Genomic DNA, 25,703 nt, shown 5'->3' with positions numbered 1-25,703 from the left:
TAGAAATCAACCTTTTTGTTAAATAATTTTCTTTTAGGTATATTTATAAACTTAGGTAACTAATTTTTACCTTTTCCAATTTAAGTTCTTACTTATGCCAAATAAGCTTCCGATATCCTTAGAAGAATTCATGGAATTAAGTTTGGATATCTTATGCACTATTGATAAAAATGGACTTTTTGTTTCCGTAAATCAAGCAAGTGAAAAAATATGGGGTTATAAACCTGAGGAACTAGAGGGTAAATTATTCTTAGATTATGTAGCACCACAAGATTTAGAAGCTACAAAAAACATTGATCAGAAAATAATAAAAGGAAAAGAAGTCTCTTATTTCGAAAATCATTATGTCCATAAAAAAGGCTATTTGGTACCCATGATATGGTCATCAAAATATGATAAAGGTAAAGAAATCATATATTGTGTAGCGAAAGAAACTACTGAAATTAAAAAAAAAGAAAGTGCAAGAGAGAAAATTTTAAGATCTTCCCAATCCATAATAAATGGTACTCAAAATCTAATCTGGAGTATTGATAAAGATTACAATTTATTAGCCTGTAATCAGGCTATGAGAGATCGATTTCTAAGTGATCTAAAATTTGATTTGAAAATCGGGCAAAACATGCTTGATATTCCTATGTTTACTAGAGAATATCTTGAAAAATGGAAATTGCTATATGATAAATGTTTGAATGGGGAGAAAATTAACATAGAAATCGCTCCCACTGATAAAACTGTGGTTAAAGCTGCATGGATTCAAGCCAACCTCACTCCTATTTATGATAATGAAAACATTATTGGTTTAGTCTGTCATAGTACTGACATTACCGAAAAGGTTTTAAATAAAAAGATCATCGAAAGAGCATTGGAAGAAAAGAAGAATATACTAGAAAGTATTTCAGATTCTTTCTATGCTCTAGACAATGACTATAATTTTACTTATGTAAATAAAAGTGCACTGAAAGCTATAAGGAAATCTAGAAATGAACTCATTGGTAAAAACATTTTTGATGTATTTCCTCGGCTTGAAAACACAGTTTTTGAAGAATATTTGGATAAAGTAAAAGAAAACGGGCAACCTGCTCAATTTGAATTCTATTACCATTACTTTGACCAATGGTTTGATGAAAGCATCTATCCAAGTCAAGATGGATTTTCTGTTTATTTTAAAGATATCACCAAAAGAAAAATCATTTCACAAGCTCTAGCTGAATCTTATGAAAAGGAAAGTGAAATCTTGGAAAGTATATCCGATGCATTTTATGCAATAGATCATGATTTTAATTTTACTTACCTTAATCAAAAAGCTGAAAAATTACTTAATATAAAAAAGGAAGACGCTTTAGGAAAAAACATATGGGAAATTTTTCAATATGCAAAGAATAGTATAGCCGAAAAAGAATATAAAACATCTCTTAAAAATAATGAACCTAGGGTTTTCAATTATTACTATGAACCTCTAAAAACCTGGTTTAACGCTAAAAGCTATCCATCAAAAAATGGGCTTTCCGTCTATTTTAGAGACATCACTCAGGAGAAAGAATATCAAGATAAGTTAGAATATTTAAATTCAGAGTTAAAAATATACACTAAAAAACTCGAAATAAGCAATAAAGAACTTGAACAATTCGCTTATATTGCTTCACATGATTTGCAAGAACCACTTAGAATGGTGTCAAGTTTCATGAATCAATTGAAAAAGAAATATGATGAGCAATTGGACGATAAAGCCCGAACCTACATCAATTTTGCGGTAGATGGAGTCCATAGAATGCGGCAAATTATAATTGACTTATTAGAATTTTCTAGAGCAGGAACCCAACAAGAAGATCTTGAGAAATTAGATTTAAATGAAGAAATGGCAGAAGTCTTAAGTTTACTCCATTCTAATTTGAACGAAAAAAATATCGATTTAGAAATTGAAGAACTCCCTGAGGTAATTTACTCCAAAACCGCCATAAGACAACTCTTTCATAATTTAATTGGAAACGCAATAAAGTATTCAAAAAAAGACGTTAATCCGAAAATTGAAGTGAAATGGAAAGAAAACGAAAATGAATTTCAATTTGAAATAAAAGATAATGGTATTGGAATAGATGAAAAATTTCATGAAAAAATATTTCAAATATTTCAGAGGTTACATTCCAAATCAGAATATGCAGGTACTGGATTAGGATTAGCTATTTGCAAGAAGATAGTTGAAAGATACAGAGGTAACATCTGGATTGAATCTCAATTAGGAAAGGGGAGCAGTTTCTTCTTTACTTTACAAAAGAATACCCATTATGAATAAAAAAAAAACACCCATAATAGGAATCGGTGCATCGGCAGGTGGACTAGAGCCTCTTGAACAATTTTTCAAGAAAGTATCAAATGATTCTGGCTTTGCCTACATCATCATCCAACATCTGGCTCCTGATTATAAAAGCTTAATGGATGAGTTATTGGCACGCCACACTAGCTTGCCCATAAAAGTCATTGAGAATGGCATATCGGTAGAAGCCAATACAATTTACCTCAACCCACCAAAATATTTTGTAGAGATATCTTCTAATAAGTTATTTCTTAAAGAAAAAGGCGAAAGAAAGCTGACATACCCTATCACTTCTTTTATGCAATCCTTAGCAGAGGATAAAAAAGAGGAATCAGCTGGTATAATACTTTCTGGAACAGGCAGCGATGGTGCAGATGGAATAAAATTTATAAAAGAAAAAGGTGGGATAGTATTAGTACAAGATCCTGATACTGCAAAGTTTGATGGTATGCCCAAAAATGCTATTCACACAGGTGCTGTAGATAAAATTTGCGTAGTAGAAAAAATGCCGTTTGAATTAGATTTGTTTTTTAAAAGTCATGAAAAGCTTCTAAAAATAGATTTCCAAACCGAAGAAAATAGCCGTTTAATAAAGCAAATATTACAGGAAGTAAAGAAACAAACCAAAATAGACTTCACAGGATATAAATTCTCCACCATATATCGGAGAACAGTGAAAAGAATGGGTTTGCAAGGCAACAAAGAATTAAAAAATTATTATCAATATGTTTGCGATAATTCAGAAGAAAGTTCCCTATTAGCTAAGGAACTTTTGGTTGGCGTCACTAGATTCTTTAGAGATGAAGAAACTTTCCATGTTATTAATGAAGAAGTAATTCCACAAATAATTGAGCAAGCGTCCGAAAGTAGAAACATTAGAATTTGGGTACCCGCTTGTTCAAGTGGAGAAGAAGCCTATTCCATCGCCATATTATTAAAAGATTACCTTAAAAAAAATCGATTACAATATGATGTAAAAATATTTGCTACTGACTTAGATGTTAATGCTATTAAAATGGCTGGAAATCAAATATTTCATGAAAGTATTTCAAATGAGGTTCACCCCTTTTTACTAAATGCCTATTTCATTCCTACGAAAGGAGGATATAGAGTTGCTAAAGAAATTAGGGATATGATTACTTTTTCAGTTCATAACCTTATTCAAGATCCACCATTCAGAAAAATTGATTTCCTTAGTTGTAGAAATTTACTAATCTATCTTAATCAGGATATACAAAGAAATCTATTTTCCGCCTTTCAATTTGTTTTAAATCCTGGAGGTTTTTTATTGTTAGGATCGAGTGAAACCATAGGGGAATTAGATAATAATTTCAGCGAATTTAATAGAAAACATAAAATTTATGTCAACAATAAAAATTCTGAAGTTCTTTCAAACAGCCAATTGTTTACAGATAATAGTTTGTTAAAAAGTTCTTCTGTATCTCCCAAACCAACAAGTCAAATACGATTTAAAAACTCACCTAAAACTGAAACAAGACATCTACAAAACATTCAGGAATTTCTAATTCAGCAATATGTTCCTGATGCTGTTGTTTTCAATTCATCATTTGAATTGATTCACACCACAGGGAAAACAAATAGATGGTTGAAATTACCATTAGGAGAATTCAGTCTAAATGTGTTAAGGATGATTCCTGAACAGATAAGCCTTGTATTTGAATTAACTGCCAATAAATTAATTCAAGAAAATGAAGAAGTCAGCCTTAAAAATGTTGAAATACAGGATGAAATGGCTGATATTTTTAATTCAGACCTTATAAACATCCATTTCAAAAAATTAGACAGACCTGGTGATTCTTTATATATAGCATTTTTCTTAAGCCCTGAAAACCAAAAAACCTACATAAAACCCGCTAAAGTTGATTTAGATTTAGCATCTAAAGAACGAATACAACTATTAGAAAATGAATTAAAACTCAATAGAGAAAACCTACAAGCTACAATAGAAGAATTAGAATCAAGTAATGAAGAATTACAATCTTCCAATGAGGAATTACAAACCTCTAATGAAGAATTAGAATCTGTAAATGAGGAATTACATTCCGTAAATGCAGAATTTCAGGAAAAGGTGGAAGAATTGTTAGATACTAATAATGATTTGAACAACCTTATCAGAAGTACAAACATCCCAATATTATTCCTAGATGATGAACTGAATATCAGAAGATTTACTCCTGCTATCAAGGATATCATGAATATAATGCCACTAGACATTGGAAGACATATCAGTCATTTCAAATCCAAGATTCAATTTGTTGAAATTGTTGATAAAATAAATGAAGTCCATAAAACTAAGCAGGCAATTGAAACTGCAGTTGAGGATCAGAATGATCGTAGATTTATGATGAGAATTTCCCCTTTTCGCAAAAATAAGGATGAAACTAAGGGGATTGTCATAGCATTCATTGAAATTACTGAGTATTCCAAAGCCAGAAGTGCTTTAAAATCATCCAAACAAGAACTCAAAAACATAAACCTGAAAAATGAAACTCAGCTAGAATTATTAAAAATTATCACAAATAATTCTATTGAAATAATTAGCGTTCATGATCTAGAAGGAAAATTTGAATATGTTTCTCCCTCCGCCAAAACAATTATAGGGGTTGAACCAAATGAGTTGATTGATAAGCACCCGTTTGAATTTATAATTACTAAAAAACATAAAAAACTATGGACAAAATCATTTGAGAAAGTAAAATCAGGAAGTTCAATTGGTAAAATTCAATTAGAAGCATTCACCAAAGAAAAAGAAAGGATTTGGCTAGAGATAAGACTAACTGCAATCTTTAATGGTAGAGGTAAAATCGAGCAAATTATAGCCAACACAACGGATATAACGAAAAGAATTCAATTTGAATTCGAACTTCATAAACTTTCCTTAATTGCCCAACAAACAAGGAACTCAGTTATCATAACAGATTTGGAAGGAAAAATCAATTATGTAAATAATTCCTTCTTGAAATTAACTGGATATAGTGAGTCCTATGCTATAGGCCAAAAACCAGGGGATTTCCTACAAGGAGAAGAAACAAGTCCTAAAACTATCAAGGTCATGGGGGAAGCTATTGCTAATAATGAAGGATTTGAAGTTGAGATTGTTAATTACAGTAAATCTGGTCATAAATATTGGACCAGTATTATATGTGAGCCCATGTTTGACAGAAATGATGAAATTATTGGTTTTTTCTCAATTCAAACTGAAATCAGTGCAAAAAAAGATTATGAAGAACAGATTGAGTCTTTAAATCAACTTCTTAAATCAAGAAACAGTAAGTTATCAGAGTTGAATAAATCATTGGAAGAATTCGCCTACATCACTTCACATGATTTAAAAGAGCCTGCTCGAAATATCAAAAGCATTTTAGAATTGATATTGAAAAAATCTGAAGGCGAATTGGATAAAAAGCTTGTTAAATATATGGATATGGCTGTTTCTGCTGGAGATAAAATGAATCAGCTGATCAATTCATTATTAGAGTTTTCAAGATCAGGTGTCCTTAATGAAGAGCTAAAAACAATTAAAGTTGAAGATGCTATTGAAGAGTTGAAATTTTCATTAAATTCTTTAATTGAAGAGCATAATGTAGAAATTATATTGAAAGACCATATTGAGAAGTTTCAAGCTTATCCTATTCTATATGGGAGATTAATTCAAAACCTTGTTCAAAATGCGATTAAATATCGTTCTGAAGCAAAACCTAAAGTTATTATCACTGCAGATGAAAATGAATTTTCCTATGTATTTTCAGTTGCAGATAATGGAATTGGTATTTCAGAAAGAGATTTTGAAAGAGTATTTAAAGTCTTCCAAAAAATTCATAATAAAGACTCGCAAAGTCACGGAATAGGCTTGGCAGTCTGCAAAAAAATAGTAGAAACACATTTAGGAGAAATCACCATAGAAAGTCAAGAAGGTTTAGGCTCTACTTTTCATTTTACAATCAGTAAACAATTATAAATGCCTTTTGATAAGGAAAAATATATGACACATGATTTTTTCATGTTTGATAGAGTATTTAATTACTCCATACTTTTATTAAAAAAAAGACTTTATGCCAATACCCGAAAATAAAGGACTAAATATATTATTAATAGAGGATAATCCTGGAGATCAAGTATTGGTTTCAGACTTTCTTCAAGAAGAATTTCCTAGATTAAAATTGGAAACCGCTTGTAATTTTAAGGAAGCTAAAACTTCCATTTATAAGAACGTAACGCCCTATAAAATTATATTATTAGATTTAAGCTTACCAGATATTGACCATCATAGTCTATTGAAAGAAATTATTGTTTTAGCCCCTAATACCCCTATAATAATTCTAACAGGCCAAGATGATATCAAAATAGCAATTGAATCATTAACACTAGGTTACGCGGATTACTTGCTAAAAGATGACCTTACAAGTAAAAGATTAAGGAAAAGTATTATCCATGCTTTTGAGCGAAAACATATAGATAAGCAACTTGAAACATCTGTAAAAAGATACCAACAGCTGTTTCAATTAAACCCACAACCTATTTGGGTTATAAATAGAGAAACAGGTGATTTCCTTGAAATTAATAATTCTGCACTAAATCAATATGGTTACAGCAAAAATGAGTTTCTGAAAATGAAAATTCAGGACATCGATGAAGATTATGATGAAGAAAAATTAAGGAATCACCTTACAGAAGATGAAATAATAAAAAATGAAAACCTTCATCAACATAAACTTAAAAATGGTAAAAAAATACAAGTTAAACTTTATGGCAATAGAATTGACTACCAAGGATTTAAAGCCATCTTATTAATGGCTATTGATTTAACAGAAACAGAATCCTATATCAGTCAAATTGAAGCTCAAAACCAGCAGTTAAAAGAAATAGCATGGGAACAATCTCATTTAGTTCGTGAACCTTTGACTAGAATGATGGGTATTATACACAGATTAGAAGAAAAATATTTGGAACACATTAATGAACTAGATGAAGAGTGTTCATTCTTACTTAAAAATGCTTTGACTTCCTCGTATGAAATTGATGATGTAATTAGGAGTATAGTAAACAGGACTAGCAATAGAGATAAATAAATCCACTTATATAATTTTCCTAAGAATACATCTTTTCTTTTAGTAGTATTGCAGACAATGAACGTAGCTCTAAAATTTCTAGGATTTACATTTTTTTATATAGTATTTTTTCAACTTTCCTTTGCCCAGAATAAGGCTCAGCAAACTCATTATTCTCTACAGAAAACGCAGGAAAATATTATTTTGGATGGTGAACTGAATGAAACCATTTGGAAAAATTCTGAAATAGCTACTGACTTCTACATGAACATTCCAAATGATGATCGTCCTGCTTCCATGGAATCAGAAGTGCGAATGACTTATGATAGTGAGAATATCTATTTTGGTATTATCTGCTATGACGGACAAGATGGTTATGTCGTACAATCATTAAGAAGAGATTGGGATGGACCATTAAATGAAAATTTCACTATTTTCATTGATCCTTATAATGATTTCACCAACGGTTTTTCTTTTGGCATCACCCCTTTTGGAGTGCAACGTGAAGCTACTATTGATGAAGGCTCGAACACGAATGCCGACTGGGATAATAAATGGTTTTCTAATGTTAAAACATATGAAGACCGATGGATTGCTGAAATAGCCATTCCATTTAAATCGATTCGTTATAGCCATGAAAATAAGGTATGGAATATTCAGTTTACACGAAATCATTTGAAAAGAAATGAGCAAAGTAGTTGGATAGCGGTTCCTCAACAATACAATGCCAATGCCTTAACATTTTCAGGGCAAGTGAAATGGCCAGAGAATCCTCCACCGGCAGGTACTAATATTTCATTCATTCCTTACGCATTAGGAGATTATAGTAGAAATTTCACAGAACCAGAATTGGATGAAGGCTTAGGGGCAAATGCGGGTTTCGATGCAAAAATTGGGCTCTCTCCTTCCCTAAATCTGGATTTAACCTTTAATCCTGATTTCTCGCAAGTGGAAGTAGATCGACAGGTGATTAACCTCAGTCGTTTTGAAGTTCAGTTTCCTGAAAGGAGACAATTTTTTCTCGAAAATGCTGATCTTTTCAGCAAATTTGGATTTCCACAATCAAGAGCATTTTTCTCAAGAAGAATAGGAATTACTACCGACACTTTAGGTAGATCAGAACAAGTTCCAATTTTAGGAGGAGCCAGAATAAGTGGGAAATTGAATGAAAAGCTTAGAATAGGGGTATTAAATATGATAACTGATAAAAGGGATGATCTACAACTCCCCTACCAAAACTACAGTGTAATAGCACTTCAGCAAAATGTTTTGAAACGGTCCAATGTAGCTTTTGTATTTGCTAACAAAGAAAATTTAGGAATTGAGAAAGGGAAAGATATCAGCGAATATAATCCACAGGTTGCCCGAAGAGAAATTCAAGGAAATGACACCACTACCACCTATAAATTGTACAACAGAGTATTAGGTGCAGAATTCAATTTATTCACAGAGGATACTCGGTGGGCTGGAGATTTCTACTACCAACACTCATTTGATAATTGGAATCAAGAAGGGACCTATAATCATGGTGCCTTTATTCGCTATCAAAGAAGAAATTATTCTGTTAGATGGGTACATACAGCCATAGGCGATGGTTTTAATGCTGAAATGGGATTTGTCCCCAGAGTGGGTTACAATCAAGGATCTTTCAGTCCTAGCTATACTTTTTATCCTGAAAATGATAAAATTATTAATCATAGTGTGAGTTTTGATGTTTCCTACACCACGAATTCAGATTTTAGTAGAATAACTGATCAATCATTCAGTCTTTCTCATAATTTCAATTTTACTAATACCTCCTCTGCTTCAATTAATATAAGTAGAAATTATGAATATATGTTTTTTGATTTTAGCCCGATTGCACCATTCAGCGACAGTTTATTACTTCAAGGCACTGAATACGAATGGAATGTAGTTCAGGCAAATTACACCTCGGATAGACGTTCAATATTCAATTACGATTTCAGTACTAGTTATGGCGGTTTTTATAATGGGAGCCGATTTAATCTTAATGGCAATATTGGCTATCGTTTTCAACCTTATGGTTCCTTTTCAGTGCGCTACGATTACAATTCAATTAAGCTAGCAGAGGGTTTCGGAGGTGCTAATTTCTATTTGATTGGTCCAAGACTAGATTTAACGATGACCGATGCAATCTTTTTTACTGGTTTCGCTCAATATAATAATCGGTTTGATAACGTAAATTACAATATGCGTTTTCAATGGAGATTTGCTCCAGCTTCTGATATATTCTTAGTGTATACTGAAAATTTCGCCCCTAATGGACCTATAGATTTTATTCCAGGTGAAAACACTAAAAACAGAGCCTTGGTATTAAAACTTACTTATTGGTTGAATCTGTAAACTTATGTCACTTCAACACCTACACGCTTCTACTCCGCTCCACCTCAAAACTTGATCAACACATATCCATCAGCCACATTCTTGGTTATAGTGGTTAATGCAGAAGTAGCTACATGGGTTTTTTCCCAGATCTCATTTCTACCCAAATCCCTCATGATTAATGATTGACCACAAATTATGATATCTGCGCCAGCTTCATCTAAAGCATCCAAAACTGCTATGTTTGGATTTTTAGGAATTCTATATTTTTCAAAATAATTGCCGTGAGAAAGTAAATCAAAAACAGCAGGCCCATGTACTATCACTTTTACATCTAAATTAGCAGGAGAAACTCCTTCTATGCCATGTAAATTCATTAATCTGGCAATATTATTCACCCAAAATGAATATTCTTCAGGTGTTTCATTACCAGATACTAGCTCCACAATAATTTTCACTTGCTTGCCATCCTCTAATTGCTCAACAACATTCTCAATTTCATAGATCCCACCATAGCCCTTTACAATTGGGAATTCTGCTTCTTGAGCTAATACCGAAGAGCAAATAAATGCTGTCATAATTAAAAGTGAATAAATTTTTTTCATTTTGAAATATATTAAGAATTTGAATTCAAATTACATCTTATTTTGAATTAATCATTCAGTAATCATTTTAAAATAAGATTATTCATCATTGATGTATATTTTATCAGATTTAGCTTAATTAATTGCTTAGATAATAGTTAATTTGCAACTTTTTAAATTGAACTTTATAATTAATGGCATTACAGGAAGAATTTGAACAACAAGGCGTTTGGCTTTTTAAATACAGAGGGACACTACCCGTTTTAATTTTATTTATTGGTTTGGGGATCTATGTTTATGCAGCATTAAATCCTGAATTATTCTTGATTCAAGATCCTGCAATTAAAAATTACTTTCTGATATTTTGTATAGTGGTCAGTTTGTTTGGACAATATATCAGAGCCTACACAGTAGGACACACACCCAAAAATACCTCAGGTAGAAATACCGGAGAACAAATAGCAGATACCCTTAATACAACAGGAATCTATTCAACAGTTAGACATCCACTATATGTAGGTAATTTCTTTATGTGGTTAGGTCCAGCTTTAGTGACTGAAAATATCTGGTTCATTGTAGCCTTTATTTTGTTTTATTGGGTTTATTATGAGAGAATCATGTTTGCTGAAGAGCAATTTTTAAGAAGAAAATTTAAAGAAGTATATACTTCTTGGGCTGAAAGAACTCCTGCATTTATCCCTTCATTTAAGAACTTTGTAAAACCTAATTTATCTTTTAGCTGGAAGAAAGTTCTGAAGAAAGAAAAGAATGGGTTTGCAGCAATTTTTATTATTTTTTGTGCTTTTGATGTAATTGCAGAACTATTGAAAGGAACTCAAGAATTTAATATCTATTTAATTATTGCGGCAGTGATATCAGTAGTACTTTATTTGATTCTAAAAGCTTTGAAAAACACTTCTTTAATGCAAGAAGAAGGAAGATAAAATTTAGATTAAGATGTATTACAAAAGCCATTTCAAGTTGAAATGGCTTTTTTTATTCTTCACTATTGGATTCTTCAGGATTAGGTTCTTCGGCCTCTTTTGATTTATCTTTGCCTCCAAATATCCTTTTCATAAAACCCTTTTTTTCGGTAGCTGTAGAGTCACTTTCCTGCTTTAACGCATTTCTTTCAGCTTTAGCTGCAGCTGAATCTCGATCTGCAGCTTGTTGTTTTAAAACATCATTGCCGACAAGCAACATATAGTTTACGAAATCTACATTATAATTAAATCTCTTGGTATTATCCCAAGCATCCTCACCTTGAGCTAATTGAGCTGAATCTAATTCAGGAGTAAAAGGTGATTTTTCTTGTACTTCCCCTCCTTCTGCCATCTCAGGAATTCCATTTTTCCGCACATCCAATAATGAATCTACCTCTTCACTATATACTTCTTTTTGATCTACTTTTAACAACCCTTGCTCTTTCCAATAGCCATATTTTCTCTCTGAGATCCCGTAAATATTAGTTTTATAATTGCTAGTAGAGGCTGAGGCAGTCAAAACCAATGAATCACCTTCAAAGAGGGAAAACCTTTTCTTCTGCTGTTCTTCATCTAATATGTAGCTACTCTGAAATGCAGCACATACCATTTTGTCTTTACAAGCTGCAAAAACAAGCATAATGATCAAATATAAATGAATGTGCTTTTTCATTAATCTTTTAGTAATTGGAATACACCCGGTTCGATGTATTCTACCCAATCAGCGTACATTTTTGCAGATGGGTGTAATTTATCTTCAGCTACAAAATCCTTTTTCCATATCGCTTTTAAAGAGATAGGCGTAATATCAAAAAACCTAACACCATATTCATCTGAGATGTTCTTAGCTATACTATTATATTTATATAATTCCTGTGCTATTAAATCAGAATTCTTATTGTTTTCCAAAGCAAATGGCGTAACTCCGTAATCTGGAATACTAACAACAAAAACCTTGCTAACCTTATTTCCAGCTAAATTAATAGCCTTCTTTAGTAGTAGTTCAAATTCTTTCTCATATTGTTTTATTCCGTATCCTCTATATTGATTATTGACTCCAATTAAAAGACTAACAATATCAAATTTAGTGTTTTTAAGTGATTCTTCATCCTCTATAGCTACCAATAATTCATCTGTAGTCCAGCCAGTTTTTGCAATTATTTTATCTAATTGTATTTTAACACCTCTTTGATTAAGATTATCACTTAATAATTTAGGCCATGTTTTATCAGCATCTACTGCTTCCCCAATAGTGTAGGAATCTCCCAGTGCCAAATATAATAATTTATCTTGAGCCATTATTTCTTGATTTATCAAAGATATAAAAAGTAAAATTAAGATGGATTTGAAGATTTTCATAATATATTTTATCAATAAAATGCAATTTAAAATATATTAATTAAAATATGAATTATCTATTCATATTGTTTCGCTAAAATTCCTTTAGAGTTCTCTATTACACTAGTCTTTACATCATTAGAATTAAACAAAAAATTAAAAACCTCATATGAAATGAGTATCAATTTTAGAATCTTCAACCGACCAACCTAGCTTAACTGTATTCCTATGGTAGAAAGAAAATTTATCGAATTCTCCCAAATTGATTCCTTGAAGTATCCCGATGAATATGGGACAAATTGAAGCAATTGAAAAGCAATAAACACTTGAATACATCATGTTATAAAAATTCATATACAATAATGGGCCCTTAATCGAAAAAGTTTGTTTCTTTTCAAAATTTTTCGTTTTTTTTAATATTTGGTTTTCAAATAATAGCCTATTCATTCAAACCTTCAAAATAAAGTCATAATTGAGAAATTTTCTACCGCTTTTATTAATTTTATTTACGCTTACTGCACAGGCACAAGATAAAATAACAACAGAAGGGATGCCCGGTGATGTAAACAGCAGATTCCAGGATGTACGCCCCATTATTTCTGATGATGGTAAAAAATTATATCTCAACCGTAGATTCCATCCAGAAAACATTCGAGGAGATAAAGACTTTCAAGACGTTTGGGTAAGTGAATATGATCCTAGAGGCATCTGGACTAAGCCTAAAAATTTAGGTAAAGATTTTAATGATAAAAAAGCAAATGACTTAGTAAGAGCTAGTAAAAATGATGACTCTCTCATTTTTGTGAATGCTAAATATAGAGGCATTAGTTCTGAATTAGCACTTTTCACTAAAGGAAGTACCGACCCAAAAGAATTACCCATTGATGGGTTTTACAATAACAACACATACGTTGATTATGATTATAATTTCAAACATAAGGTGATTTTAATGGCGGTTGAAAGAAAAGACTCTGAGGGAAATCAGGATTTATATTACAGTGTTTATCAGGAGAATGCTAAAGCATTTAGTACTCCCATGCATATGGGGGGAAAAATTAATAGTGAAGAGGCAGATTTTGCACCCTTTTTAACAAATGATGGTAATACATTATTTTTTGCAAGTTATGGACACAAAGGAGAAGGATCTGCAGATTTATTTATGAGTCACCGAACTGGTGATGGATGGGATGAATGGACAGAACCTGAAAATTTAGGCAATGTCATCAATACAAAATATGAAGAAACCTTTGTGTCGATTGATCCAAGCTTTGATTACCTATATTATGATTCTTATCCATCTGGTGCAGAAAATAGAAATATTTGGAGAGCAACTCTTTCAGAAGAAATAAAAGATAAAATAATCAAAGCTAGAGATCGAAATAAGCAAAAGGAGCAGGCGCAAGAAAAAGAGGAAGAAATAATCCAAGAACCTCAAGCTGAAGAAACTATTGCTGAAAATAATTTGGAGGTGAAAGAAAAAGGTACTGTTAATAATACTAAAGCAGAGCCTAATACTGAAGAACTAAACACCAATGAGTCTACTATTGCTATGAATCAATCAAATCCAGATGCTGTGTCGATTGATCAAGAAATGGATTACGTAAAAGAGAAAGAAAGAAATAATCAAGGATTTTTATCACAACTTGGAGAGAAACTCGGAATCGGTGGAAAGGATGAATCAATTGGATTAATAGATGCTGGTGCAAAAGGCCAAAAAATTAATCGAAATATTTATTTCAAATTTGATTCAGACAAATTGCAAGGAAAATTTAATAGTCTTTTGGACAAAATAAGTGAAGATCTTGAAAATAATCCCCAAGTAAAAATATTAATAGAAGGACATACCGATGCAATTGGAGGAGAAGACGTTAATATTGATTTGTCTTGTAATCGAGCAAATAATGTAAAAGATGCTCTAATTGCTAAAGGTATTAATCAATACAGAATAGAAATTAGTTGCGAAGGGAAAGAACGACCTATCGCCACAAATGATGATGAATTTGAAGGTAGAGAACTTAACAGAAGAGTAGAATTCTACTTATTTTGATCTACTTCCTCTCTAAGCTTTTTTGGTAACTTAGAAACTACTAAATCATAACTGTGGTTTACCCAATGGAAAATTTCCTTATCTGATAAGGAACCATCAAACTCAATAGTATTCCAATGCTTTTTATTCATGTGATACCCTGCTTTTACAGCTTCATACTTTTCACGCAATTTAATAGCCTCTTCAGGATCACATTTCAAATTCACACTTTTAAATAAATCTACATCTATCAAAGCGAACATTTTACCCATTACTTTGAAAACCAATGTATTTTCATCAAAGGGTAACTCTTCGGTAACTCCATATTTTTGAATGCAGAAATTTCGAAACTCTTCAATATTCATTGTAAGAGGATTTAAATCACACTTATGAATTATTAAGATCGCATAATTGCTCTTGTAACCATTACAATTATTGCAATAAGGAACATGACAATAGATATCTTATTGATGCCATGCATCATCTTTAAATTGAAATTACTTGGTGCATTTGGATCTTTTTTTCCAAATAATCTTTTGAAATAACCAAGTACAGCACCTAATTGAAAATAATTTTTCCAATCTGAAGATGTATCCTTATTCAAATCCTCTAAATCTCGCTGCTCTTTCATAAATTAATTTTATAATTACTTAAATGGGTTCTAAAAATAAATTCCACAAACATTGGTCATTTCCAGCCCGATATTTATCGGGACTGGTTATTTAAATAGATACAATTAGTTCTCATGTAATTGTCTAATAGACTCTATTTACCAACCAACTTAAACCGTTTCTGGTTCTAACCATTTACCATCTTGTCTGATTATTTCTATTAATTCATCCACTGCTTTTTCAGAAGGCACTCCCCTTTTCATGACTTCTTGTCCTTTATATAAGGTAATTTTTCCTTTTCCTGAGCCTACATAACCGTAATCTGCATCAGCCATCTCACCTGGACCATTTACAATACAGCCCATAATTCCTATCTTAACACCCTTCAAATGATTAGTTCTATTTCTGATCATAGCAGTGGTTTCCTGCAAATCGAACAATGTTCTACCACATGAAGGGCAAGAAATATATTCTGTTTTGGAAATTCTGGTTCTGCTAGCTTGTAAAATATTAAAAGCCGTTTCATTGATAGCTTTATCACCTCCACAGTTTTCAGCTGCAATAAATACCCCATCGCCAAAACCATCAATCAGCAAACCGCCCATATCTGTAGCAGAATATAATTGAAGTTTTTCCAATGATAAATCTTGGTAAGCCTTACCAATTACAACTGGTACATCACACGCTTTCTGCATCAACTCCATAAACAACCTTCGTTGCTCAGCCATTCCATGTTTATTATAAGTATCAATTAATAAAACAGCGGTTGGGTCATTTTTTAATTTCGCTATAAACTCAGCCGATAAATCTGATAAAATAGCGTAAATGAAGTTTAATTTAGAGTGAGTTTCAACACCAGATAAATAGTCTTTTGGATTGATAAAAGGGAATCTTCGTTCTTTATGTTTTTCCTGAAGCCAAGTTTTATGGGAATATACAATCCCTAATGTGCCTGGAATTTCAAAATCAACTGTCTTATCATTAGTAAAAATATAATCGCATGCAAAGTCTGAGATTGACCATTTATCTAAAGGAACTGAGTAATTATAACCTACTCCGAAAAATGAAGCGGGTGTAATATTCTGTTTTAAAGAAAAATCAGCCATTACAATAGGCACTTCTTTACCGCCTATATTTGCAACTTGCCTGCTATTTCTTTTTTCATATTCATAAGGATTGAACAGACAATTATCTATAAATGGAATTTCATCATGTTTTGCTCTGTCATTGTAACGATCTGCTAATACCTTGGCAACTGGAATTTCTTCTTCAGGTTCTTCTGTTAAGGAAACCCTAATAGTATCCCCTAAACCGTCTTCAAGCAAAGTCCCAATACCCACAGAGCTTTTGATTCTTCCATCTTCAGCTTCACCAGCTTCAGTTACACCTAAGTGCAATGGATAAGGTTTTAAGCCTTCCTCATCAAGCTTTTGCACCAATAATCTATACGCCTGCACCATCACCTGTGGATTGCTGGATTTCATAGAAACTACTATATCATAGAATTCCATTTCCTCACAGATTCTGATAAATTCTAATGCAGATTCCACCATTCCAAATGGTGTATCTCCATAGCGGCTCATAATTCGATCTGAAAGTGAACCGTGATTTGTACCAATTCTTATTGCAGTACCATGCTCTTTACAGATTTTAACTAATGGCTTAAATCGTTTTTTAATCCGATCCAGTTCTGCCTTATAACTATCGTCTGTATACTCTATGTTTTCAAATTTCTTTTTATCAGCATAATTGCCAGGATTGACTCTTACTTTTTCAACTATTTTTGCAGCTAATTCTGCTGCATTTGGTGTGAAATGGATATCGGCAACCAAAGGAGTATTGTAACCTCTTTTCTTTAAACCTTCTTTAATGGCTCTAAGGTTTTCTGCCTCTTTAATGGAAGGAGCAGTAATTCTTACCAGCTGACATCCTGCCTCAATCATTCTGATGGACTGCTCTATGGAACCTTCAGTATCCATTGTGTCAATAGTGGTCATCGATTGCAATACAATCGGATTATCCCCTCCAATTGTTACATCACCAATCTTAACTGGAATTGTTTTTCTGCGCTTATAAGCGACTAAACTATTACAATATTGTTGAAAATTTTTAGTTGAGATTTCCATATTTTAATTCCTTCCACCAATTTAACTACAAAGTAAACAAATTGTTAGTATAACAACTATTGTTAATTGTTTAAATTGTTATGAGAAGGCAAACAACTAGATCAATTCGACAGGTAATAATATATCAGACCCACCCTATCCTCTCAAAAACTTCATACACTTTTAAGCCCAGATAGGCGTTTGTAGCCGCATAATCTAATTGTGCTTGGGTAAGTTCTGATTTTTCCCAGTTAGAGGTTTGCTGGGCTTTAGAAATTCGTTTGTTAAGGAATATTGCAGTTAAGTTTTTAGCTCCGCTTTGTAGCATTCCATTATCTCTTGCTATAATACCTATATCTTCAAAACCTGCAGGCTTAAACTTCCTTAATTTTTGAAGGTCTTTCAAATCATCATGAATGGCCGCTCCAGTTTTAATGATAGAAGAGTCTTCAAAAATCCTGATTAAATCACCAGGAAATCCACACATTAAATTTCTTATCAAAAAAACTTCCTCCTGTGTAGCTAATTGAATAAGAGAAACCGGATTATACTGTCCTTTCTTGAAAACAGGTTTTGCTTCTGTGTCAAATCCTAAAATTTCTGCTCTCCATAATTTAGGAATCACTTCTTCCCAATCTTCATCTTTCTCTACCAATGTAATTTCACCTTCAAACTTCCAAAGTGGTAATTCATTGATTTCTTCCTTTGAAATCTCCTTTACAAAATTCATTTATCAGTAAATCTTCTAATTTTAATATTAAGATATGCGAATAATATGGTCATAAATGGACTTATTATATTGAAAAACGCATAAGGTGCATATGTCCAGGTAGAAACTCCTAAAACTGATGATTGAGTGGCGCCACAAGTATTCCAAGGAATAAGCACACTCGTAACCGTACCTGAATCTTCTAAGGTTCTACTTAAAACTTCAGGTTTTAACCCTCTGTCTTTATAAGTTTCTGCAAACATTCTTCCAGGCACAACTATCGCTAAATATTGATCTGAGGCAGTAACATTAAAAAACACACAAGTACCAGCGGTAGAAGCTACCAAAGAACCTGTTGAGTTTGCTAATTTAATGATGGATGCAGTAATAACACGAAGCATATTAGTAGATTCCATTACACCTCCAAAAACCATAGCACAAACAATTAACCAAATAGTATTTAACATTCCTGCCATACCTCCGGTGGAAAGTAATTCATTAACCATTTCATTATTTGTGGTAATATTTATATCTCCATACATAGAAAGCATTACTGCTTTATACGATTGCTCAAAGAAATTTGCTCCACCACCTGATATAATTTCAATTACTTGTGGTTGAAAAATGATAGCAAATACCCCTCCTAACAAAGACCCGATCAATAAAGCTGGAATTGCTGAAATCTTCTTAACAATCATGAAAATCACAATTGCAGGCACTAAGAATAACCATAAATTGATATTGAATTTATCCTGAATGGCTGCTTGAACTAAGCCTACTTGCTCTATATCGGTTTCTGAACTATTCATAAAACCTAAAACCAAAAATATTATTAATGCAATAGCGATAGATGGCACCGTAGTGTAAGCCATATATTTAATATGAGTAAACAAGTCTGTTCCAGCCATTGCGGGTGCTAAATTAGTTGTATCGCTTAATGGAGACATTTTATCTCCGAAATAGGCACCTGAAATTATAGCTCCTGCAACTACTCCCTCGCTCATTCCTAAAGTTTGACCAATTCCCAGTAATGCTAAACCTAAAGTGGCTATAGTACTCCAAGAGCTTCCTGTTGCTACTGAGACAATAGCACTCACCACACAAGCTGCAAAAAGGAAGATAGTGGGGTTTAAGATGTTCAAGCCATAATAAATCATAGCTGGAACAATTCCACTTAATAACCAAGTTCCCGCTAAAGAACCAATTAATAACAAAATCAAAATGGAAGACATGGCAGAACTAATGCTGCTGACTATCCCATCGAGCATTGTTGTCCATTTAAATCCAACTCTTAATGCCACAATTGCCGCAATTCCTGCGGATAAGATTAATGCAATTTGGTTGGATCCATCCAATGCTCCATCTCCAAAGAAATAGACATTTAAACTTAAAAGAGAAATTAAAAATATTATTGGAATCAGTGCTTGAATTAAGCTTGGCTTGAGCTGCTTGTCCGTCATGTAATTTAAATCAAGAAATTAATTTTAAATGAATTCGAAATATAATAAAAATAAGTTATCAGTCAGCAAGCAATTCATGTAATTCCTTCCCTACCTGAGTACCAATGGCAACTCCCATCCCTCCTAGCCTCACTCCAATAGCAATTTTATCAGAAATATTTTTGATAATCGGTGATTTTATTTTGCCAAATGCCATTATTCCTGACCATTCCATATCGATAAAAAATTCTTGGTTGGGCAAAATCAATTCTTCCAAATCATGTAATATAGCCGATTTAATTTTAGGATTAATACCAAATTCCGTAGTGTCCTCAGTAAATTTATCAAGATTTCTCCCACCTCCTATCAAAACCCTATTCCCCACATTTCTGAAATAAAAATATCCTTCATCGTAATGAAAAACACCTTTAAATTTCAAATTATCAATTGGATGAGTGACTAAAACCATTCCTCTGCCTGGATTAATATCTTCTTTGTTGAACCATTTATGTGCAAACGCATTGGTGCAAATGGCAATTTTATTTGCCTGTAATTGAACAGATTGATTCCCAGATTGACAATTCAAATTCACATAATCATTCTCTTCTTCAAATTCGTTCAATTCACAACCTGTTATAATTTTAATACCCATCTCGCTACACAAAGACCACCAACTTTTAATCATTTTACCAGTATCAATCTGACCTTCAAACGGATTAGAAACTATGGTTTCGATATCACCTTTATTGAACCCAAATTCATTGATCAAATTCGGTTTTAAGCTGTAAACATCTTTATTAAAAACACTTTTAAGTAATTTATTATAATGATCTAAATATTCTAAAGCAGGCAGTTCAGCTTTTCTTATGACTTCAAAGCCTCCATTCTCCTCAAAGCCTATATTTTTTTCTCCTAAAATATTTCTAAGAGCCAATAATCCTTTCCAGCGTTTTTCAACTAAAGCTAATTGTTCATTTTCACTAAGTCCATTTCTGTCATCCACCAACTCTGTTAAGCTGCCAAAACAAGCAAAACCAGCATTCTTTGAACTTGCACCACTAGGGAATATTCCTCTTTCAATTATAGCAACTTCGGCTTTAGGCTTTTTTTTCTTAAGATGATAGGCAGTAGAACAACCGACTATGCCTCCACCTACTATTACATAATCATATTTCGATAAACTTTCTCTTTCCCAAAAACTCAGCATGCATAATAAATTTTAATCAATAGTTGAAAAATAGGTCTAATTCAACGAGATTGCTGTATAAAATCTGTAATATTTTAAAAAAATCACTTTCAAATTCAATTCAATCTGATAAACAATCAATTTCATGAACTTAACTTCCATTATTAATAAGGCACAACACTCAGGATTTTATTTATGGCTACTTAATCAGGGATTGAACAGAATGATTCCTTTCAACAAGCCTCATGGATTTAAAATCACGAATATTTCTCCAGATAAAATACAAACCAAATTACCTTATAAAAAAAGAAATCTAAATCACATTAAAGGGATTCATGCTTGTGCTATGGCTACTATTTCAGAGTACACTACAGGCTTGATGATTTTATACAAATTGGATGTTAAAAAATATCGCATTATTATGCAAAAGCTTGAAATGGATTATCATTTTCAAGCTAAAATGGATGCACATGCAGAATTCTCCATAGATGATAATTGGGTGATAAATGAGGTAGAAAAGCCATTAGAATCTAAAGAATCAGTGGTTATTCCTTGTGAAATAAAACTATATGATAAAAAAGAAAATCACCTTAGCACTGGGAAAATCTATTGGCAAATTAAGCCTTGGGATAAAGTAAAAACAAAGCTATAACATCAAGTATCCTAAAACAAAAAGCCCGCAAAAATTGAAATCTTGCGGGCTTTTGAATTAAAATTTTCTTAGACTATTTTTCAAATTCAGAAGGATAGCATTTTATATCATTACATCTTTCACGTATCATTTCATAGGCTTTTAAATCGCCTAATTCGCCTGCTTTGCTTAAGTCAAGACAACCTTCAGAAAGCTGACCATATTCAATCCTCAAAACTCCTCTTAAATAATAGGCATCAACGTTATCGCTGTCCTTTTCAATTATTTTAGTACAGTCATTGATGGCATCTTGATAAGCCTCTAATTGTTGTTTAGCTTGTCCTCTTTTATAATAAGCATCTAAATTATTCTCATTAAGCTCAATAGTCTTAGAGTAATCATTGATTGCACCATAATAATCCTGTAACATATATTTGATGTTACCTCGTTCGAAATAAGCTTCTGAAAAATCTGATTTAACTTCAATAGCTTTATTATAATCCTTCATTGCACCATGAACATCTGCAAATTTTTGCTTGATATTACCTCTCATATAATATGCTTGATGTGCTTTAGGATCTAGTTTAATTGCCTCATTAAAACTAACGATAGCTTCCATATATTCTTTCTCCTCAAATTTATTGATGCCGTTTTCAATAAATTCTGAAGCCTTTTTATTTTGAGCTGATCCTATGGAAATGCAAAAAACCATCACAAGGCTTAAGACTAATATTTTTGATAATTGATTCATAATGAATTTTAATATGTTGAATGATGATGCATACAATAAGTTTGCCAATATTTAAATTACAATTAGTATTATTGCACTATTCAAATATAAATATAAGTTTAATTAAAATAATAGCTAAATTCAAGTTGAACTTACATCTATTTACTTCTTAAGCGGAAATAACATTTTATAATCTGCCGAAACTTTTCCTTTGCTAATATTAGCCAGCTTCCCTTTCAAAATCCTCTTTTTGAAAGCAGACACATGGTCTGTAAAAAGTATACCTTCAATATGATCATATTCATGTTGGATAACTCTAGCTACAAATCCGTCATATTCTTCCTCGTGCTCTTCCCAATTTTCATCAAAATATTTAATTCTGATATTAGGTTTACGATTTACATCTTCTCTGATATTCGGAATACTCAAACAGCCTTCTTCAAAAGCCCACTCCTCCCCATCTTCATCCAAAATTTGTGGGTTGATAAAAGCCTGCTTCACTTTAGGCTGATCTTCCTCATCATCTATTGGGTCAGTATCGATCACAAATAATCTTAAACCTTTTCCAATTTGAGGAGCCGCTAGCCCAACGCCATTTGCATTATACATGGTTTCAAACATATCATCCACCAATGTTTTTACCTCTATCTCACCCTTCTCAATATCTTTTCCTTTTGTTTTAAGAACATGGTGCCCATAAGCTACTATAGGATATATCATAATTTAATTCTCTTCTAAAAATTGTTGTAAAATAATTGCCGCACTAATTTTATCTATATTACCTGATTTCTTATTTCTTTGTTTCCTATTTGACCCGGAATGAATCATGGCTTGCATAGCTTCTTGCGAACTGAAGCTTTCATCTTGCAAATGTAAGGGCATTGTTGGGAATTTCTTCTTAAATAGATTAATAAATGCATCTACATGACGGGTGGCATCAGTAGCTTCTCCTTCTTCATTGGTAGGATAACCACAAACCACAGCTTCTACTTCTTCTTTTGTGAAATAATTAGTTAAAAACTGTATTAAATCTTTGGAATGTACCATTTCTAAAGGTGAGGCAATGATTTTCAAAGGGTCTGTTACTGCCAATCCAACTCTTTTGGTACCATAATCTATTGCTAAAATTCTGGGCATTATTAATTAAGTCGAATAAGAGAATCGAATTTCTTTCTAACTGATTTTTCTAACATTAAGGCTTTTGGGAAAAGTACTTCATTTTCAACTTTAGCATGCACTTTAAGTTTTTCTTCAAAGCGTTCCAATTCTGAAAATAGTACCTTAACATTCAATGGAGACTCTTGATTTACAGGATATTGATCCATCAAAAATCGAATCCCTTTCATTTCATCATCATGCACTTCATGATCAATGGCAAATTTCTGCATATTGAAATTGGGGTACTTATAAAAAAAAGTAGATGGGTTTTTCTTTTTATCCTCTATGGCTTTCAATTGTGAAATATAATTGAAAAGCGTATCTTCTTCCTCGTATATATGATGCACAAAATCTTCCACAAACAAAGGAAATACATCTTTAATTTCTCTCTCTACCGATGCCAAATTTGGAGATACACTATTCAACTTATTGACCAACTTCACTAAAAAAGGTAAGTCTTTTTTTATAAAAATAAAGTGAGCATGCTTAAGATAAGTAATCACCAAATCAATTGGAAAAGACAATAATCTAATATTTCCTATTTCTTCATTTTGATTTATTTTTTCAAATTCGGAAATCAAATAATTTAGATCAACATTCTTTGCTTCACATACTTTTTCCAAAGAATCCTCTTCGAATTCATAATATTCTATACCTAAATAATAGAGAACGGATGCAAAAACGTAATTTTCCGCAACTAATTCTTTTATTTTCTTTTGAGAGTATTCCACTTTAACTAATTTAGGTATTTTACAAAGGTAATTGAATTTTAAAGCTTTTCAATCCAACGATTTGTTAAATTGTTGCGTTATTTGTTAAAATAAAAATCTTTAAACGTGAATAATAATAAAAATAGTTCATTTCAAATCAAACTGCCCATCATCATTTTCTCGACTTTGGCTGCAGGTATATTGATTGGTGCCACTATGGCGAATCCTTCTTCCAATAAAGATACTGTTTTAGAGGGAATTACAAGAATAAAAGAAATTCTTTTGCAGGTTGATCAAAACTATGTGGAAGAGGTAGATACTGATAAATTGGTGAATAGCGCCATTGAAGGAATTCTTAAAGAATTAGATCCACATACCTCCTACATTCCAGCTAAAGATTTGGAAATGGTTTCTGCTGATTTAAAAGGAAATTTTGAAGGGATTGGGATTGAATTTAATATTTTTAATGATACACTTTATGTAGTAGCTCCTTTAAGTGGAGGGCCATCCGAAACGGCTGGCTTACAATCTGGTGATAAAATTATTGCTGTAGATGGTAAAAACATAGCAGGGACTGGATTGACCAACAGGCAAGTACATGAAAACCTGAGAGGCGAAAAAGGTAGTGAGGTAAAATTGAAAATTATGAGATCTGGCTTGGAAGAGCCAGTTGAATACACAATTATTAGAGATAAAATTCCTCAATATTCTGTGGATGTGAGTTATATGGTAGATGATGAAATCGGATATATTAAAGTAAGCCGTTTTTCTGCTACTACTTATAATGAATTTATGGAAGCCTTAAATAAATTGGAAGAACAAGGCTTGAAAAAATTAATATTGGATTTACAGGATAACCCAGGTGGTTACATGGATAAAGCGATCAGCATGGCAGATGAATTCTTGAAAGATAATGCCATGATTGTTTATACCAAAGGGAAAGAGAAAAGATACAATTCTGAAGCCAGAGCAATAAAAGAAGGGAAATTTGAAGACAACCCTTTGATTGTCTTGATTAATGAGGGAAGCGCATCAGCATCTGAAATTGTCTCTGGTGCCATTCAAGATAATGACAGAGGTTTAATAGTTGGAAGAAGGTCATTCGGAAAAGGATTAGTACAAATGCCAGTTCCGTTAAAAGACGGTTCTGAATTGCGATTAACTATTTCCAGATATTACACTCCTTCAGGAAGATCAATTCAAAAACCTTTTGGAGAAAACCCTAACGAATATAGAGAAGATATGAATTCTCGCTATGAGCACGGTGAATATTTTGTTGCCGACAGCATACAATTTGATGACTCATTGAAATACACCACCTCAAATGGAAGAATAGTTTATGGAGGGGGAGGAATTATGCCTGACTATTTTGTACCCTTGGATACTGCTCAAACTTCAACTTATTTGAATAGACTGTTCTTGAGCAATACTTTGAGACAATACACTTTCTCTTATTATGAAAAGAACAAAAAAATGTTGGAGAACATGGGAATAGAAGGATTTATCAACAACTTTCAGGTAACAGATAAAATGTTAAATGAATTAACCAGCTTGGCTAAATCTAACAATGTTGAGTATAATGAAGAAGGCTTTAATAAATCCAAAGAATTAATAAAACTATATAGCAAGGCTTACATCGCTAGAAATATTTGGAATAATGAGGGCTTCTACCCTATCTTTAATCAGCAGAATGAAGTCTTCCTTGAAGCACTTAAACTTTTTGATAGAGCTGAATCATTGGCTAAGAAATAATTTTTTAGAACTTATATC

Annotated in this window: 21 protein-coding genes; 8 read left to right on the top strand and 13 right to left on the bottom strand. The window is 32.4% G+C overall.

Annotated elements, in window-relative coordinates; genetic code table 11:
- Positions 1–94 precede the first annotated feature (94 nt).
- The 4 genes from QYS49_RS10625 (at position 95) to QYS49_RS10610 (ending at position 9,744) form a co-directional block, all read left to right on the top strand.
- A complete protein-coding gene (locus QYS49_RS10625) occupies positions 95–2,290 on the top strand; it encodes a PAS domain-containing sensor histidine kinase (protein WP_308347213.1) in 2,196 nt (731 codons plus the stop codon).
- Positions 2,283–6,290, top strand: coding sequence for a CheR family methyltransferase (locus tag QYS49_RS10620; RefSeq protein WP_308347212.1), 4,008 nt, complete (start codon positions 2,283–2,285; stop codon positions 6,288–6,290). The genes QYS49_RS10625 and QYS49_RS10620 overlap by 8 nt, the downstream gene beginning before the upstream one ends.
- 94 nt (positions 6,291–6,384) lie before the next feature.
- The gene (locus QYS49_RS10615) at positions 6,385–7,401 is read left to right on the top strand and encodes a response regulator (RefSeq protein WP_308347211.1); all 1,017 of its coding nucleotides are present in this window, start codon (positions 6,385–6,387) and stop codon (positions 7,399–7,401) included.
- A gap of 57 nt (positions 7,402–7,458) precedes the next feature.
- The gene (locus tag QYS49_RS10610) at positions 7,459–9,744 is read left to right on the top strand and encodes a DUF5916 domain-containing protein (protein WP_308347210.1); all 2,286 of its coding nucleotides are present in this window, start codon (positions 7,459–7,461) and stop codon (positions 9,742–9,744) included.
- A 44-nt stretch (positions 9,745–9,788) separates the two neighbouring features.
- Here QYS49_RS10610 and QYS49_RS10605 read toward each other — a convergent pair whose 3' ends face one another.
- Positions 9,789–10,328, bottom strand: a complete 540-nt coding sequence (locus tag QYS49_RS10605; protein WP_308347209.1) for a DsrE family protein — start codon at positions 10,326–10,328, stop codon at positions 9,789–9,791.
- Between the two features lie 173 nt (positions 10,329–10,501).
- On the opposite strand from QYS49_RS10605, the gene QYS49_RS10600 reads away from it, so the two are divergent.
- Complete coding sequence (locus QYS49_RS10600; RefSeq protein ID WP_308347208.1) at positions 10,502–11,251, top strand: methyltransferase family protein; 750 nt, start codon at positions 10,502–10,504, stop codon at positions 11,249–11,251.
- A 52-nt stretch (positions 11,252–11,303) separates the two neighbouring features.
- Here the strand turns inward: QYS49_RS10600 and QYS49_RS10595 are convergent, their stop codons facing one another.
- Both QYS49_RS10595 and QYS49_RS10590 read right to left on the bottom strand, forming a co-directional pair.
- Positions 11,304–11,963 (bottom strand): hypothetical protein, encoded by a 660-nt coding sequence (locus QYS49_RS10595; protein WP_308347207.1) that lies wholly within the window; start codon positions 11,961–11,963, stop codon positions 11,304–11,306.
- Positions 11,963–12,589, bottom strand: a complete 627-nt coding sequence (locus tag QYS49_RS10590) for an SGNH/GDSL hydrolase family protein (RefSeq protein ID WP_308347206.1) — start codon at positions 12,587–12,589, stop codon at positions 11,963–11,965. Before QYS49_RS10590 ends, QYS49_RS10595 begins: the two co-directional genes overlap by 1 nt.
- 511 nt (positions 12,590–13,100) lie before the next feature.
- Here QYS49_RS10590 and QYS49_RS10585 point away from each other — a divergent pair.
- A complete protein-coding gene (locus QYS49_RS10585) occupies positions 13,101–14,675 on the top strand; it encodes an OmpA family protein (RefSeq protein ID WP_308347205.1) in 1,575 nt (524 codons plus the stop codon).
- On the opposite strand, the gene QYS49_RS10580 is transcribed toward QYS49_RS10585, so the two are convergent.
- The 6 genes from QYS49_RS10580 to QYS49_RS10555 all read right to left on the bottom strand — a co-directional run bounded on the left by QYS49_RS10580 (position 14,663) and on the right by QYS49_RS10555 (position 20,725).
- Positions 14,663–15,019, bottom strand: a complete 357-nt coding sequence (locus QYS49_RS10580; RefSeq protein ID WP_308347204.1) for an MmcQ/YjbR family DNA-binding protein — start codon at positions 15,017–15,019, stop codon at positions 14,663–14,665. The genes QYS49_RS10585 and QYS49_RS10580 overlap by 13 nt on opposite strands.
- Positions 15,020–15,051: 32 nt before the next feature.
- Positions 15,052–15,285, bottom strand: a complete 234-nt coding sequence (locus tag QYS49_RS10575; RefSeq protein ID WP_308347203.1) for a DUF6728 family protein — start codon at positions 15,283–15,285, stop codon at positions 15,052–15,054.
- Positions 15,286–15,435: 150 nt separating this feature from the next.
- On the bottom strand, positions 15,436–17,391 hold the full coding sequence (gene ispG, locus QYS49_RS10570) for a (E)-4-hydroxy-3-methylbut-2-enyl-diphosphate synthase (protein WP_308347202.1): 1,956 nt from the start codon (positions 17,389–17,391) through the stop codon (positions 15,436–15,438).
- Positions 17,392–17,515: 124 nt separating this feature from the next.
- Positions 17,516–18,100 carry a 3'-5' exonuclease gene (locus QYS49_RS10565; protein ID WP_308347201.1) on the bottom strand — a complete coding sequence of 195 codons (585 nt, stop codon included), beginning with the start codon at positions 18,098–18,100 and terminating at the stop codon, positions 17,516–17,518.
- Positions 18,097–19,539: a Na+/H+ antiporter NhaC gene (gene nhaC, locus QYS49_RS10560; RefSeq protein WP_308347200.1), complete on the bottom strand. Its 1,443-nt coding sequence runs from the start codon at positions 19,537–19,539 to the stop codon at positions 18,097–18,099. Before nhaC ends, QYS49_RS10565 begins: the two co-directional genes overlap by 4 nt.
- A gap of 58 nt (positions 19,540–19,597) precedes the next feature.
- On the bottom strand, positions 19,598–20,725 hold the full coding sequence (locus tag QYS49_RS10555; protein WP_308347199.1) for an NAD(P)/FAD-dependent oxidoreductase: 1,128 nt from the start codon (positions 20,723–20,725) through the stop codon (positions 19,598–19,600).
- Positions 20,726–20,849: 124 nt separating this feature from the next.
- Between QYS49_RS10555 and QYS49_RS10550 the strand changes: the two genes are divergently transcribed.
- Positions 20,850–21,356: a YiiD C-terminal domain-containing protein gene (locus QYS49_RS10550; protein WP_308347198.1), complete on the top strand. Its 507-nt coding sequence runs from the start codon at positions 20,850–20,852 to the stop codon at positions 21,354–21,356.
- Positions 21,357–21,429: 73 nt separating this feature from the next.
- Here QYS49_RS10550 and QYS49_RS10545 read toward each other — a convergent pair whose 3' ends face one another.
- The 4 genes from QYS49_RS10545 to QYS49_RS10530 form a co-directional block, all read right to left on the bottom strand.
- Positions 21,430–22,086 carry a tetratricopeptide repeat protein gene (locus QYS49_RS10545; RefSeq protein ID WP_308347197.1) on the bottom strand — a complete coding sequence of 219 codons (657 nt, stop codon included), beginning with the start codon at positions 22,084–22,086 and terminating at the stop codon, positions 21,430–21,432.
- Between the two features lie 141 nt (positions 22,087–22,227).
- A complete protein-coding gene (gene def, locus QYS49_RS10540; RefSeq protein ID WP_308347196.1) occupies positions 22,228–22,785 on the bottom strand; it encodes a peptide deformylase in 558 nt (185 codons plus the stop codon).
- A 3-nt stretch (positions 22,786–22,788) separates the two neighbouring features.
- Positions 22,789–23,202: a Holliday junction resolvase RuvX gene (gene ruvX, locus QYS49_RS10535; RefSeq protein ID WP_308347195.1), complete on the bottom strand. Its 414-nt coding sequence runs from the start codon at positions 23,200–23,202 to the stop codon at positions 22,789–22,791.
- A gap of 2 nt (positions 23,203–23,204) precedes the next feature.
- Positions 23,205–23,954: a hemerythrin domain-containing protein gene (locus QYS49_RS10530; protein ID WP_308347194.1), complete on the bottom strand. Its 750-nt coding sequence runs from the start codon at positions 23,952–23,954 to the stop codon at positions 23,205–23,207.
- A 105-nt stretch (positions 23,955–24,059) separates the two neighbouring features.
- Here QYS49_RS10530 and QYS49_RS10525 point away from each other — a divergent pair, with 105 nt between their 5' ends.
- Positions 24,060–25,685 carry a S41 family peptidase gene (locus tag QYS49_RS10525; RefSeq protein ID WP_308347193.1) on the top strand — a complete coding sequence of 542 codons (1,626 nt, stop codon included), beginning with the start codon at positions 24,060–24,062 and terminating at the stop codon, positions 25,683–25,685.
- Positions 25,686–25,703: the final 18 nt, after the last annotated feature.

It is taken from the genome of Marivirga salinae, from assembly GCF_030503855.1.
GTDB classification, from domain to species: Bacteria; Bacteroidota; Bacteroidia; order Cytophagales; family Cyclobacteriaceae; genus Marivirga; species Marivirga salinarum.
Note: the sequence above shows the minus strand (reverse complement) of the source record. Positions and strands in the feature narration are given on the sequence as shown.